Source organism: Vibrio sp. YT-15 (assembly GCF_033337445.1).
GTDB lineage: Bacteria > Pseudomonadota > Gammaproteobacteria > Enterobacterales > Vibrionaceae > Vibrio > Vibrio alginolyticus.
In genome coordinates this window covers 1-13,542 of record NZ_JAWOQR010000005.1, presented here as the reverse complement: position 1 = coordinate 13,542, position 13,542 = coordinate 1, and the positions used below count along the sequence as shown (strand labels likewise).

At 44.7% G+C, this 13,542-nt stretch carries 18 protein-coding genes; 9 read left to right on the top strand and 9 right to left on the bottom strand.

The annotated features are described in order from the left end of the window. Positions 1 to 6: 6 nt before the first annotated feature. Positions 7 to 1,458 (bottom strand): tetratricopeptide repeat protein, encoded by a 1,452-nt coding sequence (locus R7D93_RS11185; protein ID WP_005394337.1) that lies wholly within the window; start codon positions 1,456 to 1,458, stop codon positions 7 to 9. A 257-nt stretch (positions 1,459 to 1,715) separates the two neighbouring features. Between R7D93_RS11185 and R7D93_RS11180 the strand changes: the two genes are divergently transcribed. Together R7D93_RS11180 and R7D93_RS11175 are read left to right on the top strand one after the other, a co-directional pair. Further along, the gene (locus R7D93_RS11180; protein WP_005380414.1) at positions 1,716 to 1,952 is read left to right on the top strand and encodes a sulfurtransferase TusA family protein; all 237 of its coding nucleotides are present in this window, start codon (positions 1,716 to 1,718) and stop codon (positions 1,950 to 1,952) included. Between the two features lies 1 nt (position 1,953). Continuing rightward, positions 1,954 to 3,027 carry an AI-2E family transporter gene (locus R7D93_RS11175; RefSeq protein ID WP_005389843.1) on the top strand — a complete coding sequence of 358 codons (1,074 nt, stop codon included), beginning with the start codon at positions 1,954 to 1,956 and terminating at the stop codon, positions 3,025 to 3,027. A 77-nt stretch (positions 3,028 to 3,104) separates the two neighbouring features. Here R7D93_RS11175 and bcp read toward each other — a convergent pair whose 3' ends face one another. Both bcp and R7D93_RS11165 read right to left on the bottom strand, forming a co-directional pair. Beyond that, entirely contained in the window at positions 3,105 to 3,575 is a 471-nt protein-coding gene (gene bcp / locus R7D93_RS11170) for a thioredoxin-dependent thiol peroxidase (RefSeq protein WP_151515043.1), read from the bottom strand. A 16-nt stretch (positions 3,576 to 3,591) separates the two neighbouring features. After that, on the bottom strand, positions 3,592 to 4,134 hold the full coding sequence (locus tag R7D93_RS11165; protein WP_005380420.1) for a glycine cleavage system protein R: 543 nt from the start codon (positions 4,132 to 4,134) through the stop codon (positions 3,592 to 3,594). 475 nt (positions 4,135 to 4,609) lie between these two features. Between R7D93_RS11165 and dapA the strand changes: the two genes are divergently transcribed. Beyond that, positions 4,610 to 5,488 (top strand): 4-hydroxy-tetrahydrodipicolinate synthase, encoded by an 879-nt coding sequence (gene dapA, locus R7D93_RS11160; protein ID WP_005380422.1) that lies wholly within the window; start codon positions 4,610 to 4,612, stop codon positions 5,486 to 5,488. An 80-nt stretch (positions 5,489 to 5,568) separates the two neighbouring features. After that, positions 5,569 to 6,588 carry an outer membrane protein assembly factor BamC gene (gene bamC, locus R7D93_RS11155; RefSeq protein WP_005380424.1) on the top strand — a complete coding sequence of 340 codons (1,020 nt, stop codon included), beginning with the start codon at positions 5,569 to 5,571 and terminating at the stop codon, positions 6,586 to 6,588. A 106-nt stretch (positions 6,589 to 6,694) separates the two neighbouring features. Here the strand turns inward: bamC and R7D93_RS11150 are convergent, their stop codons facing one another. From R7D93_RS11150 to R7D93_RS11135, 4 genes are read right to left on the bottom strand one after another with little or no spacing between them, the layout of a single operon-like run. Further along, positions 6,695 to 6,898 (bottom strand): DUF2897 family protein, encoded by a 204-nt coding sequence (locus R7D93_RS11150; protein WP_005380425.1) that lies wholly within the window; start codon positions 6,896 to 6,898, stop codon positions 6,695 to 6,697. Further along, positions 6,895 to 7,593 (bottom strand): M15 family metallopeptidase, encoded by a 699-nt coding sequence (locus R7D93_RS11145; protein ID WP_213868591.1) that lies wholly within the window; start codon positions 7,591 to 7,593, stop codon positions 6,895 to 6,897. Before R7D93_RS11145 ends, R7D93_RS11150 begins: the two co-directional genes overlap by 4 nt. A 14-nt stretch (positions 7,594 to 7,607) precedes the next feature. Then, positions 7,608 to 8,744 carry a succinyl-diaminopimelate desuccinylase gene (dapE, locus tag R7D93_RS11140; protein ID WP_005380429.1) on the bottom strand — a complete coding sequence of 379 codons (1,137 nt, stop codon included), beginning with the start codon at positions 8,742 to 8,744 and terminating at the stop codon, positions 7,608 to 7,610. Positions 8,745 to 8,762: 18 nt separating this feature from the next. Further along, complete coding sequence (locus R7D93_RS11135; protein WP_005380431.1) at positions 8,763 to 9,113, bottom strand: ArsC family reductase; 351 nt, start codon at positions 9,111 to 9,113, stop codon at positions 8,763 to 8,765. Positions 9,114 to 9,404: 291 nt separating this feature from the next. Between R7D93_RS11135 and R7D93_RS11130 the strand changes: the two genes are divergently transcribed. Continuing rightward, the gene (locus R7D93_RS11130) at positions 9,405 to 9,692 is read left to right on the top strand and encodes a winged helix-turn-helix domain-containing protein (protein ID WP_005380433.1); all 288 of its coding nucleotides are present in this window, start codon (positions 9,405 to 9,407) and stop codon (positions 9,690 to 9,692) included. A gap of 34 nt (positions 9,693 to 9,726) precedes the next feature. Here R7D93_RS11130 and R7D93_RS11125 read toward each other — a convergent pair whose 3' ends face one another. Both R7D93_RS11125 and R7D93_RS11120 read right to left on the bottom strand, forming a co-directional pair. Continuing rightward, complete coding sequence (locus R7D93_RS11125) at positions 9,727 to 10,059, bottom strand: DUF4156 domain-containing protein (protein ID WP_005380435.1); 333 nt, start codon at positions 10,057 to 10,059, stop codon at positions 9,727 to 9,729. A 3-nt stretch (positions 10,060 to 10,062) separates the two neighbouring features. After that, positions 10,063 to 10,416, bottom strand: a complete 354-nt coding sequence (locus R7D93_RS11120) for a DUF2956 domain-containing protein (protein WP_005380437.1) — start codon at positions 10,414 to 10,416, stop codon at positions 10,063 to 10,065. A gap of 144 nt (positions 10,417 to 10,560) precedes the next feature. Here R7D93_RS11120 and R7D93_RS11115 point away from each other — a divergent pair, with 144 nt between their 5' ends. The 4 genes from R7D93_RS11115 to R7D93_RS11100 form a co-directional block, all read left to right on the top strand. Next, a complete protein-coding gene (locus tag R7D93_RS11115) occupies positions 10,561 to 11,046 on the top strand; it encodes a DUF2919 domain-containing protein (RefSeq protein ID WP_025768263.1) in 486 nt (161 codons plus the stop codon). A gap of 46 nt (positions 11,047 to 11,092) precedes the next feature. Further along, entirely contained in the window at positions 11,093 to 11,995 is a 903-nt protein-coding gene (locus tag R7D93_RS11110) for a Dyp-type peroxidase (protein WP_033907102.1), read from the top strand. A 143-nt stretch (positions 11,996 to 12,138) separates the two neighbouring features. After that, on the top strand, positions 12,139 to 13,278 hold the full coding sequence (locus R7D93_RS11105; RefSeq protein WP_225496580.1) for a flagellin: 1,140 nt from the start codon (positions 12,139 to 12,141) through the stop codon (positions 13,276 to 13,278). Beyond that, positions 13,271 to 13,542: hypothetical protein (locus tag R7D93_RS11100; RefSeq protein WP_225474167.1), on the top strand; the 272-nt coding region annotated here is incomplete at its 3' end. The genes R7D93_RS11105 and R7D93_RS11100, both read left to right, overlap by 8 nt.

Below are 13,542 nucleotides of genomic sequence, written 5' to 3'. Positions count from 1 at the left end.
ATTTCGTTATTGTAATGCCATGAATCGATCTCTTTGGATCATGAGTTGGTCGATACGGGCATCGTATCGCGCTTGCTCTAAGCTGCCCAACTTGGCCATTTTACTTGCTTCACTATAATATTGAATCGCTTTATTCCAATTTGCTCGCAATGCCAAAATTTCCGCTCGAGCAGCCAATTCTTCATCGCTACGCCCTAGCGCGTGGTAGCTCTTCGATATTAGGTGCCAGCCATTTGTATCTTCAGGATAGTCATGAGTGTACCTTTGAAGAACTCGCGTGGCTTGATCGTTTTTATTGTCCTCAAGTAGCGCATTGGCGTAGTTAATGGTTAATACTTTATTTTGAGGGTTACGAGATAACGCTTTACGGAGCATCTCGGTCGCTTTTTCTGGCTGCTTCTTCTCGATATATAAATCCGTCATAGCGTCCAAGTAAAACGGGTTACTTGGGTCTTGTTCCAGTAACTTTTTCAAAATTGGTTCCGCTTGAGATAGGCGTTTATTGTCTAAATGCACGAGTGCTCGACCATAATCAAAAGCAGGTGTAATGTCCGCAGAGGCTTTCTTTTGGGTTCTCTCAAACCAGCTCAGGGCGGCTTGTCCATCAATGCCAGCGTAACGAGCCACAATGCGCGCGCGAGCTAGATGATAGTCTATTGAAGGCACAACACGCATTGGAGGATAGGTTCTTGCTCGCGCACGGCTATCGGTAATTCGATCTTCAGGCAGAGGGTGAGTCAGGAGCATTGGTGGCGGTTTACTTGCATAACGATACTCATCAGCAAGACGGCCAAAAAACCTTGGCATTGCTTGAACATCAAAACCGGCTTTTGCTAGTGTCGAAATACCAAAGCGATCCGCTTCTTTTTCATTCGCGCGAGTGTAGTTGATTTGACTTTGCATGTTGCCCGCGGTTGCTGCTGTAATTGCAGCCATCCCCGCTTCGGGTGAGGCAATTGAAAGCAGTAGTGCCCCCGCAAGTGCGGCTAATGTGGCCGGAGAGCGGCGTGCTTGTTCTTCCATACTCCGAGCAAGGTGACGTTGTGTGACGTGCGCTATCTCGTGAGCGACAACAGAGGCCAGCTCACTTTCTGAACGAGCATGAAGAAACAACCCAGAATGCAGCGCTACATAGCCACCAAAAAACGCGAATGCGTTGATATTACGGTCGCGAATCATAAAGAAGTGGAACGGCGTTTTTACATCATTCGCATTGGCCACTAATTTGTGCCCAAGAGAGTCAATATATTCATTGATGACAGGGTCATTAACGATAGGTTTACTGGCTCTGAGCATACGCATATAGGCGTCGCCATAAATCAACTCTTGGTCTATTGAAAGCGTACCACCAGCAGCTGTGCCAATGTCTGGCAAGTCAATGCTATTGGCATAAGTTGTCGGCGAACTGATGGCAGCAGCAAGACATAAGCAAACTAGCGAGCGAGTGCGTTTTAACATACGTTTAAAAGGTTCTCCAAAATACATAAGCATGTGGTTACAGGTCGAGAGCCTATTAACAGCGCCACATACGTTTTGGTTATCCGTGAGGATATAAGCTAACAGTAAGACCGGAAATAAATGAATTGGTTTCGTAAATTATTTTATATCCGAGCTATTTCAGCATGTGGTTAAATCATGTCAGAAGTGCTAGCACCAGCTCAAAAAGCCGTTACAATACAACCCTATCATAAGTGCAGAGCAATACAATGGAATCCATGTTACTTGATTTGCGTGAGCAACGTTGTCCTATGGCACTGTTACTTGCAAAGCGTCATGCTGCTGAGGTCTTTCAAGGAGAAGCAAAGCAGTATCATCAACTTGTCATTCAAGTGGTGGACAACAGCTCTAAACGAGACATTGTGAACTATCTTAGTGCCCAAGGGTACTCAGTTGATTGCCAATCTACATCAGAGCACTACACATTGACTGTCTTCAATAAGGAATCCGCATAAGATGTTTGAAATGGTTAGTCGTTGGTATAAACGACGTTTCTCTGACCCTCACGCAGTAAGTCTCGTCGCGATCTTGCTGTTTGGCTTTATCACCATTTACTTCTTTGGACACTTGATTGCGCCATTACTTGTCGCGATCGTTTTGGCTTATCTACTTGAATGGCCAGTTGTCAAAATGTGTCGTATGGGCGTGCCGCGCACTTTGTCGGTTATTATCGTGATCTTGGTCTTTGTCGGGTTAATGTTAATTGCGTTGTTTGGCTTGGTTCCGACGATTTGGACTCAGGTCGGTAATCTAATTAACGATATTCCGAACATGTACAACGGGCTACAAAAATTTATTGTCACATTGCCAGAGCGCCACCCTGAACTAGCCAATTTAGAAATAGTAGAAACCGTGGTGACGAACGCCAAAAACCAAGCATTGGGGCTGGGTGAAAGTGTCGTCAAAGGGTCGCTTGCTTCATTAGTTAGCATTGCAACGCTAGCGGTATATTTGATCTTAGTGCCACTTCTGATCTTCTTTTTGCTTAAAGACAAAGAAGAAATGCTGCGAATCGCAAGCGGTATTCTGCCGAAAAACCGTAAATTGGCGAATAAAGTTTGGCATGAAATGAACGAGCAGATATCAAATTACATTCGCGGTAAAGTGTTAGAGATTTTAATCGTGGGCGGTGTGAGCTACGTAACTTTTGCCCTTTTAGATCTTCGTTACTCGGCGTTGCTTGCCGTAGCCGTTGGTCTATCGGTTTTGATTCCTTATATCGGTGCGGCGGCTGTTACTGTGCCTGTTGCCATCGTTGGTTTGTTTCAATGGGGTTTAACGCCTCCGTTTTATTGGTTGTTGCTTGCTTACGGTATTATCCAGGCGCTTGATGGTAATGTCTTGGTTCCTGTTCTGTTTTCCGAGGCAGTAAACTTACACCCAGTTGCTATCATTGTGGCTGTATTAGTCTTTGGTGGGCTGTGGGGTTTTTGGGGGGTGTTCTTTGCCATTCCTTTAGCGACATTAGTCAAAGCCGTATGGCATGCATTACCAAGCACGGAAGAAAACGAACCTGTCGAACAAGAGTAGTTGTTACCAAAGGTACGATGGTTAAAAGAAAGCCCAGCAGTTTGCTGGGCTTTTTGTTTGTAGAAAAACAATAGCGTTTAAGCGTTTTCGTTTAAGTAGTTTAATACGACTTCGTGGTGATCTTTGGTTTTGAACTTGTTAAACACGTGTTCGATCACGCCTTCTTCATTGATCAGAAAGCTAATGCGGTGAAGACCGTCGTATACTTTGCCCATGAATTTCTTTTCGCCCCAAACGCCGAACTGGTCTGCAACGGCATGATCTTCATCTGAAAGCAGAGTGAAGTTTAAATTATCGCGCTCGATGAACTTGCCTAGGCGCTTTACAGGGTCGATGCTTACGCCGAGTACCACCACGTTATGTGCATCGAGTTCAGCTTTGATGTCACGAAGGCCTTTTGCTTGTGTAGTACAACCCGGCGTCATCGCCTTAGGGTAAAAGTAGAAAAGTACTTTCTTGCCTTTAAAGTCTTCAAGAGAAACGGTATTTCCGTCTTGGTCGAGCAAAGAGAAGGCTGGCGCTGGCGAGCCTGCTGTCAGCGTATTCATTTTGATTTCCTTTACTTTATAGTGTGTTTTTAATGAAATTCAGAGAACCTTGTACGTTGAGCGACTTACAAAGTTCATCGAAGTCTTCTTGTAACTGCATCAAATTAAAATCCGCGCTTACAGATGCAGTAATCGCAATATGAAACTGGTCAGAATCGAGTTGAATTTTCGACTTGCTGATGGTTTGCGCGCTAAGAGAGTCTAAACCAATCTGCTGATCAGCGAAGAACTTAGTAAATTTTTCAGTTAGCCCAGGGCGGTCTTCAGACTCAATAAACACTTCCATGGTGTAGCTGTTATCGAGCAGTTCGTGCGCCGCTGTGCGTTTCATGATCGTAATAAGGTCATGTTCTTGGCCAAGCAGGGGCAATTGCGTTTCAACTCGAGTCACGCTGCTGGCGTTCCCAGTCAGGAGCATGATCAGCGTAAATTCGCTGCCAAAGATAGCGATACGGCTATCGACTATGTTACAACCAGCTTGAGTAACGAGCTGTACGACTTGGTTACAAATGCCTGGACGGTCCGTTCCAACTGCTGTAAGTACCAGATGTTGCTTCATAAATGAGCTTCTTGTCCTTTCTTCAATAGAGAGATGTTAGCACAGATATTGCGAAGAAATATCGAGCCAGTTCTTTTTTAGTCTATAAAAAGCAGGAGGATGTTGAGGGGAGTGGTGGGAAATAAACAGTAAATGCAGGCTGTAGGATAAACAAAACGTTTGCATGATGCGCTCGCCTATTGTCTGGCCGTTTTATTCACTTAGAGCTGACTTGGCTAACAAGACCAAAGAGTATATTTTCCTTGCTTGTGCTCTTCAGTATTTTCCAAATCACTGATAGATTCTAAAGTCACTCGAAAGCCCAACACGATTATCAATATTGCCGTTAATCAAACCAAATAGAGCAATTAAGTTGCTAGACCTCTAACAACTGGTAATTATTCATTCATTTGTACTTTGTAAGCGAGTTTACGCTCTTGTGTTTTTCAATCGCATTAAAGTACCATGCAGAAAGAGTTAAATGAGGGAGATAAACATGTTTTCAGGAAGTATCGTAGCGCTGATTACGCCATTCAAAGCAGATGGCGAAGTAGACTTTGACGGTCTGCAAAAGCTAGTAGAGTACCACGTTGAAGCGGGTACAGACGGTATTGTGGCAGTAGGCACAACAGGTGAGTCAGCGACACTGACCATTGAAGAGCATGTAAAGGTCGTTAATAAAACTGTTGAGTTTGCCGACGGTCGCATCCCTGTGATTGCTGGCACGGGTGCAAATGCAACCCATGAGGCAGTAACATTTAGCAAATTACTGGCTGATTCTGGTATTGCTGGCTTCCTGAGTGTGACACCGTATTACAACAAACCAACTCAAGAGGGTTTGTTTCTACATTACAAGGCAATTGCCGAAGCGAGTGATGTGCCTCTAATTTTGTACAACGTACCAGGCCGTACTGCTGTTGATATGCAGCCAGAAACAGTGGCACGCTTGTCAAAGCTTGATAATATCGTGGCTCTAAAAGATGCAACGGGCGATTTGGAACGAATTGCAATTCATCGTGAACTTTGTGGCGAAGATTTTATCTTACTAAGTGGCGATGATGCGACAGGGCTGGATTTTGTGAAACTTGGCGGCAATGGTGTTATCTCGGTAACGAACAATATTGCAGCTAAAGACATGGCAGACATGTTCCATTTGGCAAGTGAAGGTAAGTACGAAGAAGCAGAAGCGATTAACCAACGCTTGATGACTCTACACAAAAACCTTTTCATCGAAGCAAGCCCTATCCCAGTAAAATGGGCAGCGCAAAAGCTTGGTTTGATTGAAGAAGGTGGTTTGCGTCTTCCTTTAACTACGCTTTCTGAAAAATCGCAGCCGATCGTCGAGCAGGCGCTAACAGACGCCCATATTTATTAAGATTGAGCTATTAAGATTGAGTTACTAGGATTGAAGTTCATACTGGGGGCCAAAGCGCCCTCGGTGTTTTAGGAGTATAGATGAAGCTTTCAAGCCAGTTAGTGTTAAGTTCATTAGCTGTATTCGTATTGACTGCCTGTTCAGGTGGTGCCAATCAACGTCGTCAAGCAAAAGATGACTTCGAGTATTTGAACTCCCCAAATTTGGGTGAGTGGAATGTCCCACAGGGTGCACAGCCTCAGTTTTACCCTAACTACGAGATCCCTCAGGGTAACTACGCTGGTGGTGTCGGTAAAGATGTCGACATTCGTCCACCTCAACAAGTCCTAGAGCTTATTCCCGGTGCACGTCTAGACCGCAGTAGTGATGGTGAAGTGACACTTTGGCTACTTCGTAAAGATGAACTAGATAAAGTTTGGCAAACGGTGCAAAACATGGTCGCGGCTAACGAGATTCCAGTTGAAAGCCAAACAGACTCTCGCATCGAGACAGGATGGGTGACTTGGGATTCGCCAGATGAAGAGCTAGAAATTGGCAGCCGATATGAAATCGTACGCGCTGAAGCAAATGGTCGACACGGCTTTAAGGTGAGCCTTATTGACTGGCGTGAAGGCAATCAAGTGAAAGAAGTAACGGCGACCAACCGTGAGCGCTACAATGTGTTCATGACGAACTTGGTCACCGCTCGCTACGACCAAGAAGTGCGTGAAGAAGCACAGCGTAAAGCGCAAGAGTTGGTTAAACAGATCCCAATCACAATGGGTAAAGACCGCAGCGGACTTCCAGTGATTATCGCGCGTGCGCAATACAACATGCTTTGGCAGCGTCTGCCTAATATTCTACCTAAGATGGGCTTTAAGATTGAAGAGCGTAGCCAGTCTCAGGGCACAATCACTGCGAAATATGCATCTCCGGATGATGAATTCTGGAACGATATCGGCGTTAAACCAGTGGAGTTAGCCGCTGGTAAGTACACATTCTTACTTGGTGATTTAGGCAACCGTACGTCTATCAATATCACCGACTCCTCTGGCAAGCCAGTAGAAGAAGAGTTTTTGAAATCACTAGCGCCTGTATTGGCTGCAACAGTGAAGCAGTAAACAAAGCGAGCTTAACGCGGCGTGTTTACTTAATGATAGAAAAGGGACCTAGTGGTCCCTTTTTTGATGTTTAGATTAAATGTGTCGAGATGAAGCTGGTGAGTAACTAACGAGGCTCGTTTTTGTTTTTATCTTCTTCAGCGTAGCGCTGTTTATCCAATGTGTTCAGCTTATCTAAATCGTTCTTACGGCTTTTATCCATCTGACCAAACTTCATTTTTGCGGTATATTTGAGTGCGGCAATATTACCAATGACCACGCTCAACACTACAATAATAATGACCCAAGGATTGGTTAGTATTTCTATCATAGAGCCTCCGGCGGCGTGATATTGTGAATAAATTTGGCAACGACGTTATCCAAATTATTCAGTATGACGTCAATCCCTGCAATGTTGTCGGTCTGATTTTGTTTAATCAACTGGCTTCTGAGTACATCAAGCGTCAACTGCTCGAGGCATTGCTGCCCGACAGCGCGGTGACTAATGTGCCAAGGCTCAATCGAAACGCCACCTAAATCGTGCTGATAAGGAAAGAAGAAACCGAACCGACCAAGGTTGGCTTTTAACCATTGGTAGAACGCCTGCTGGTGGCCTTCGAGATACTCCCAAGGTTCCAACTTGAGTTTTGTGTCAGCAGGCAATAAATTGCGCGCATAGACATCAAAATCACAACCCCAATGATGACGACTTCCTCCGGGCAATGCCGACCAGCGCAAAATGGCCATCAATTTCTCTTCGTCATTTAACTCTGCTTTATTCAAAGGGCGGGAGTTGATGTCGAGAATTGGCAACTCACCAGAAAACTTCCCGTTCCAGATGGCTTTTTGGCGATTAAAGTCACGAAAACCACTGGCGATTTCCATTTTGAAACCTGCTTCTGTTGCCGCTTCAATCATCTTTAGCAGATCGTCAGACACTTCAGGGTGGAGTAGAAACGCTTTTTGCCCCACTAGTGTGGATTGAAGATGAGAATCAGTGATTCCGGTGAGTTGCTCTGGTGTCATTGTGTTCTCGCTGATTACTTCGCCAATAGGTGTTTCAACGTGTTTTCGTACATGTCCGTCAACTTTTCAAGATCGTCGACTTTCACACACTCGTTCACTTTATGAATCGTAGCGTTAACAGGGCCTAACTCTACGACTTGACCTCCCATTCGAGCAATAAAACGACCATCAGAAGTACCGCCAGTTGTAAGTAGCGCTGGCTTCGTATCATTGACTTCGGCCACAGCAGCTACAACCGCGTCTAGCAGTGCGCCCGTATCGGTCAGGAATGGGTCACCGTTGAATGTCCATTTTAGGTCGTAGTCCAGCTCATGCTTGTCCAATGTTTCGGTAACACGCTGAACAATTGCGTCATTGTTAAGCTCAGTACTAAAACGTAGGTTGAACTGAACATGGAACTCGCCAGGAATAACGTTAGACGCACCAGTGCCAGCCGATACATTCGGGATCTGGAAACTGGTCGGTGGGAAGTAATCATTCCCTTTGTCCCATTCCGTCGTCGCGAGTTCATGAATCGCGAGTAGAGACTCGTGCACTGGATTGCTGGCTAGGTGAGGGTAGGCCACGTGGCCTTGTGTTCCTTTTACCGTTAAATCACCAGTGATGGATCCACGGCGTCCATTTTTCACTACATCGCCAACCACGTCGGTGCTGGATGGTTCACCAACAATACACATATCGATGTTCTCACCACGTTCCATCAACGTTTCTACAACGCGAACGGTACCATTGATAAATGGCCCTTCTTCATCTGACGTAATCAAAAAGCCAATTGAGCCTTTGTGGTCTGGGTTTTCTTCAATGAAGCGTTCGACAGCAACGACCATAGCAGCTAGCGACCCTTTCATGTCAGCTGCGCCGCGGCCATGCAAGTAACCATCAATAATGGTCGGTTCAAACGGATGTGTATTCCAGTGTTCCAATTTGCCAGCTGGTACCACATCGGTGTGGCCAGCAAACGCAAATAGCGGCGCTTCTGAACCACGTCGAGCCCAGAAGTTCGTGGTGTCTTCAAATACCATCACTTCAATTTCAAACCCGAGTGCTTTTAAGCGCTCGATCATCAAATCCTGACAACCTGCGTCTTCCGGCGTTACGGACTGTCTACTGATCAGATCTTTAGCAAGTGCCAATACTGGACTGTCTGTCATCCTTGAGTATTCCTTTATTTAAGAGTTGAAAATGCTAGCGTATTGATCAGCTTTAAAACCGATATGAAGTTGATCATTCACTTTTAAAATTGGGCGTTTAATCATCGCAGGGTTTTCTACCAAAAGAGCGATGGCGTTTTCCTCGTTAAGTGTGTCTTTCTGCTCTTGCGCTAATTGGCGGTAGGTTGTGCCACGTTTATTGAGCACCTGTTCCCAACCTAAAGCGCGACAAAATTCACTTACCATTTCTGCATCAATGCCTTGCTTACGGTAGTCATGGAAGTCGTAAGCAATATCCTCGGCTTCTAACCATTTCTTGGCTTTTTTGATCGTATCGCAGTTGGGAATACCAAACATGGTAATCGACATAGTGTTTCCTTTTTCTTTGTTCTATTTTTCACTGGCGCGGTTAAGACGCACTTAAGTGATTTGGGCTGTTAAAGCATCCTATCAAGAAGCAATCAAACTGACAAAATGCGGTGGAAAATATTTTCAGATAGATTGAGATAACTAATGTCACATAACTTATTTACGATGAATGCGCTATAAATCGAATAAAAATTCGTCTAAATCAAATGGAAAAGTCGAGTTATTGATCAAACGCAACACCTCGCTGAGCAAAAACGAAATAATGAATCAGCACAATTTTAGGAGGTGTCAATGGAATTGAGTCCTGTTTTTGCAAGGCGGCTATATTTGGCCTTGTTGGTGGAAAACCTAGAAAGGCCGAATGTGCCAAAGTTGATCGAAAAAACGGGGTGGCCTCGTCGTACTATTCAAGATGTACTCAAGGCGTTACCTGGGATCGGCATTGAACTCATATTCGTTCAAGATGGCCGACGTCATAATGACGGCTATTATCAACTTTCAGATTGGGGGCCTTTTGATAGCCAATGGGTTCTAGAGCGGGAGAGAGATATCGCTAGCAGTCTTGGATTTCGTGCATAAGCCAGCAATTGCTGGCTTTTTTCATATTCAGGCCTCATCCATTGCAGCGGTAGGCGGAACCCAGCACGCTAAATGAAGTGATAAAATCTTGTGGGGAAACCATAAAAACGGTGTCCGCATCGATAGCCGCTGCATTGTTTTTTAAATCGTTCATCGCGCCTTGCATCATCGCGTCATTAGTCATGAAAATGTAGTTATACCAATGGCCTTCACTTCCGGTGACTTCGCCTTTGTATTCGCATCGCTCAGGGTCGAATTGCGCGTCAATGCGAATATGAACATCTTGACTTTGAGCATGAGTAAGGTGAGAAGGCATCGTGCAACCCGTTAGAAGCACGACAAAAAGTCCAAGTAACAGGCGTTTCATTAGCTATTTCCCCAATACTATGTAAGCAGCAAAGCCAATCCAGCTCAGGACAAGTAGTGTCCAAGGCAGTTTGCTTGATGAATGGTTTGGCGCATCGTCGGTGATATTGTCTTGTTCGATAATCTCTTCATGCTGACGTTGTTTTTCACGTTGCTGTTTTTTCTTCGCTTTATCGGCTTGGCGGTTGCGCTCTTTTTGTTGTTTCTTATATTGCGCGATGCCTTTTTCGATACCTTGAGCGATGAGCTTGGTTTGCTCTTTGGTTTGCCCCGGTTTCTGCGTAGATTTGGCAATTCTCATCGCTTCGGCTTGAGTTTCTTGAGAAGGCACAGGGGTGGCAGGAGTTCTTTTTTTCATGTTTCTCATCAACGTCGCTGTAAATCTTTGTTTAGTTTACCTGTGTAAGGTGCTGAAATGAACTTCAGTTCTCATCTTTGTTGGCTTGCAACTCTGAAACGATAGGTTAAAGTGACGTTTTTATCACATAAAGAAGAAGATGTTGTGCGCTATTCGTTTGACCAATATGACGCCCATGGATTTTTAAAGGCGCCGATCATTTTATGGGTGGGATGGATGTTTCTTGTGCGTTCATGGGTGGTGTTTGCCATGGCTGGTGTAAGTCGTGATAGTGGCAGTAAGCTACTCGCTATTGTTTACCCAGATTCAAGTACGTTGTATTTAGGTTTGGCGATGGGCATTCCAAGTTTGCTTCTTATGTGGTTAATGGGGCTTCGTCATCCCGACAGAGGATGGGTAAACAGAATTACTCGCTATGGTCGCGAGATCACTTTGATCTTGTGCGGTATTCAACTTGCTCAGACCATGTATCATGTGTACCTAGAACATGGAGTGTTTAATTGGGCAAACGCCCTTACCATTACCTTATTAGCTTGGTTTATGATCTATCTTCTAAATGGAAGATGGGTAAAAGACTGTTTTCATGTGCCACAATTAGCGCACGATGAACAGCAGCATTCAAAGAATTAAAAACAATAACTTCCCACTCTGGGGCAAAGTAATAGAGGAAACCTCAATGTCACAAGCTCAAACGGCGATCGTGCCAGAAGCCGGGCCATTTGCACTGTACACTCAACTCAAAGTGAACCAAAACCGTGAAAACGTATTAGAAAAACTGAAAGCACTGCCAAAGTTGGTGGAAGAGTTAAACATTACCCAGCCGGGTGCAGCGCTGACGCTTTCTATCGCATTCACAAAATCGTTTTGGGAACACCTTAATGTAGACGCGCCAGAAGAGCTTATTGATTTTACTCAACTTGGCGAAGGTGACATCGTTGCTCCAGCAACAGACGTAGATGTACTGATTCACTGTCACTCGACTCGTCACGACTTGCATTTTTACGTGTTGCGTAAGTTCCTAGAAGAGACGGCACAAGATGTCACCATTGTGGACGAAACATATGGGTACCGTTACCTTGATGCTCGTGATATGACAGACTTCATTGATGGCACAGAAAACCCGAAAGGGGAGGCTCGCGCTGATGTGGCTCTAGTAAAAGAGGGCCCATTTGCTGGAGGTAGTTATGTCATGGCTCAACGCTTCGAACATAACCTTGCCGCTTGGAATCGCTTGAATGTCAAAGCGCAAGAAAAAGTGATTGGTCGTACCAAACCAGACTCTATAGAGCTAGAAGACGTTCCTGCTGCATCACACGTTGGTCGCGTTGATATTAAAGAAGAAGGAAAAGGTCTCAAGATTGTCCGTCATAGCTTGCCATACGGGACGGTAACAGGGCCTCATGGCCTGCTGTTTATTTCTTACTGCAATACACTTCATAACATTAAAGTGATGCTAGAAAGTATGTACGGCGTGACAGATGGTAAAACAGACCAAATGCTTCGTTTCACAAAAGCGGTAACTGGTGCGTACTTCTTCGCTCCTTCACAAGAAATGCTCGCAGAGCTAGCCATCAAGTAAGTTCTCAGACTTTATTTCTTAAGCCCTCCAATTGGAGGGCTTTTGTTTTCTATTTCTATTCCAATCTCTTTTCAAAAAACACTAAACTTTTCTGTTACTTGGTCGATAAGTACTCAAAGCCTTAATTTTAGGACTCTTTATTCGTGGCGATCACCGTTAATACCAATGTTGCAGCACTTGTCGCACAACGTCATTTGACCAGTGCAACGGATATGCTGAACCAATCCATGGAGCGTTTGTCTTCAGGGATGCGTATTAATAGCGCAAAGGATGACGCTGCGGGTCTGCAAATCTCCAACCGTCTGCAATCGCAAATGCGTGGTTTGGATGTCGCGGTACGTAACGCGAATGACGGCATTTCTATAATGCAAACCGCCGAAGGGGCGATGAATGAAGTGACTAACATTATGCAACGTATGCGTGATTTGTCGCTTCAATCAGCTAACGGTTCAAACAGCAAAGCGGAGCGTACTGCACTGCAAGAAGAAGTCTCTGCTTTAAATGATGAGTTAAGTCGTATTGCAGAAACGACCTCCTTTGGCGGACGTAAATTGCTGAATGGCACATTCGGTACATCGTCTTTTCAAATCGGTGCAACGGCTGGTGAAGCGGTACAAATTGGCCTGCGGACCATGCAGCCGGAATCTTTAGGTAGCTTTTCAATGAGCTCATATCAAAGAGTCAGTTCAGATTGGACGGTTCAAAACGGAAATAATGAAATTGTTATCAGCTACCGTGATAACAATTTTGAAGAACAGGAGATCCGTATTGAAGCTAAAGCTGGCGACGATATAGAAGAACTCGCGACTTACATTAATGGGCAAACCGATAAAGTGAAAGCGTCTGTTAATGAAGAGGGGCAACTGCAGTTACTCATGTCCCACAAGGACGCCATAAAATACCCTGGACCAACCTTCAGTGGTGGCCTGGCTGATGAGTTAGAACTTGGCAAGTATGTCACCGTAAATAGAACGGTAGATAGTATTGATATTAGCACGGTCGGTGGCGCTCAGATGGCGGTCGGCATTTTAGATGATGCTTTGAAAACGGTAGATGGCAGTCGTGCGGAGTTAGGTGCATATCAAAATCGCTTCAATCATGCGATCAATAATCTAGATAATATCCACGAAAACTTAGCCGCTTCCAACAGTCGTATCCAAGACACTGACTATGCCAAAGAAACTACGCAAATGGTGAAGCAGCAGATTTTACAACAGGTCAGTACTTCTATTCTGGCGCAAGCAAAACAAGCGCCAAACCTAGCATTGACCTTGCTTGGCTGATGAACGGCCTTGCCCGAATTTAACGCAAAACCTGCCTGTATCGACAATTCGAAAAGAAGCTTTAGCGAAAAATGAAAGTTTTTTTGCTTTTTTATCCGCTTTGTCACGATTACCCCTCCAAACGAATTATTTTCAAAAAAATCTAAAATTTTCTCTAAAGAAAACAGGGCATGCGCCGTTAATAAAAGTAACTTTGAGAGAACTACTTGGTTTTCCGAGACGTCGGAAACCGCTACACCGGAAAATCAATTGGAGAAATCACCA

What these genes read in the sequence shown, in the direction of transcription:
- R7D93_RS11180 (WP_005380414.1), top strand. Translation starts at nt 1,716, where the DNA reads ATGTTACTTGATTTGCGTGAGCAACGTTGTCCTATGGCACTGTTACTT.
- bamC (WP_005380424.1), top strand. Translation starts at nt 5,569, where the DNA reads ATGAAGCTTTCAAGCCAGTTAGTGTTAAGTTCATTAGCTGTATTCGTA.
- dapA (WP_005380422.1), top strand. Translation starts at nt 4,610, where the DNA reads ATGTTTTCAGGAAGTATCGTAGCGCTGATTACGCCATTCAAAGCAGAT.
- R7D93_RS11130 (WP_005380433.1), top strand. Translation starts at nt 9,405, where the DNA reads ATGGAATTGAGTCCTGTTTTTGCAAGGCGGCTATATTTGGCCTTGTTG.
- R7D93_RS11150 (WP_005380425.1), bottom strand. Translation starts at nt 6,898, where the DNA reads ATGATAGAAATACTAACCAATCCTTGGGTCATTATTATTGTAGTGTTG.
- R7D93_RS11145 (WP_213868591.1), bottom strand. Translation starts at nt 7,593, where the DNA reads ATGACACCAGAGCAACTCACCGGAATCACTGATTCTCATCTTCAATCC.
- R7D93_RS11135 (WP_005380431.1), bottom strand. Translation starts at nt 9,113, where the DNA reads ATGTCGATTACCATGTTTGGTATTCCCAACTGCGATACGATCAAAAAA.
- R7D93_RS11120 (WP_005380437.1), bottom strand. Translation starts at nt 10,416, where the DNA reads ATGAAAAAAAGAACTCCTGCCACCCCTGTGCCTTCTCAAGAAACTCAA.
- R7D93_RS11110 (WP_033907102.1), top strand. Translation starts at nt 11,093, where the DNA reads ATGTCACAAGCTCAAACGGCGATCGTGCCAGAAGCCGGGCCATTTGCA.
- dapE (WP_005380429.1), bottom strand. Translation starts at nt 8,744, where the DNA reads ATGACAGACAGTCCAGTATTGGCACTTGCTAAAGATCTGATCAGTAGA.
- R7D93_RS11185 (WP_005394337.1), bottom strand. Translation starts at nt 1,458, where the DNA reads ATGTTAAAACGCACTCGCTCGCTAGTTTGCTTATGTCTTGCTGCTGCC.
- R7D93_RS11165 (WP_005380420.1), bottom strand. Translation starts at nt 4,134, where the DNA reads ATGAAGCAACATCTGGTACTTACAGCAGTTGGAACGGACCGTCCAGGC.
- bcp (WP_151515043.1), bottom strand. Translation starts at nt 3,575, where the DNA reads ATGAATACGCTGACAGCAGGCTCGCCAGCGCCAGCCTTCTCTTTGCTC.
- R7D93_RS11125 (WP_005380435.1), bottom strand. Translation starts at nt 10,059, where the DNA reads ATGAAACGCCTGTTACTTGGACTTTTTGTCGTGCTTCTAACGGGTTGC.
- R7D93_RS11175 (WP_005389843.1), top strand. Translation starts at nt 1,954, where the DNA reads ATGTTTGAAATGGTTAGTCGTTGGTATAAACGACGTTTCTCTGACCCT.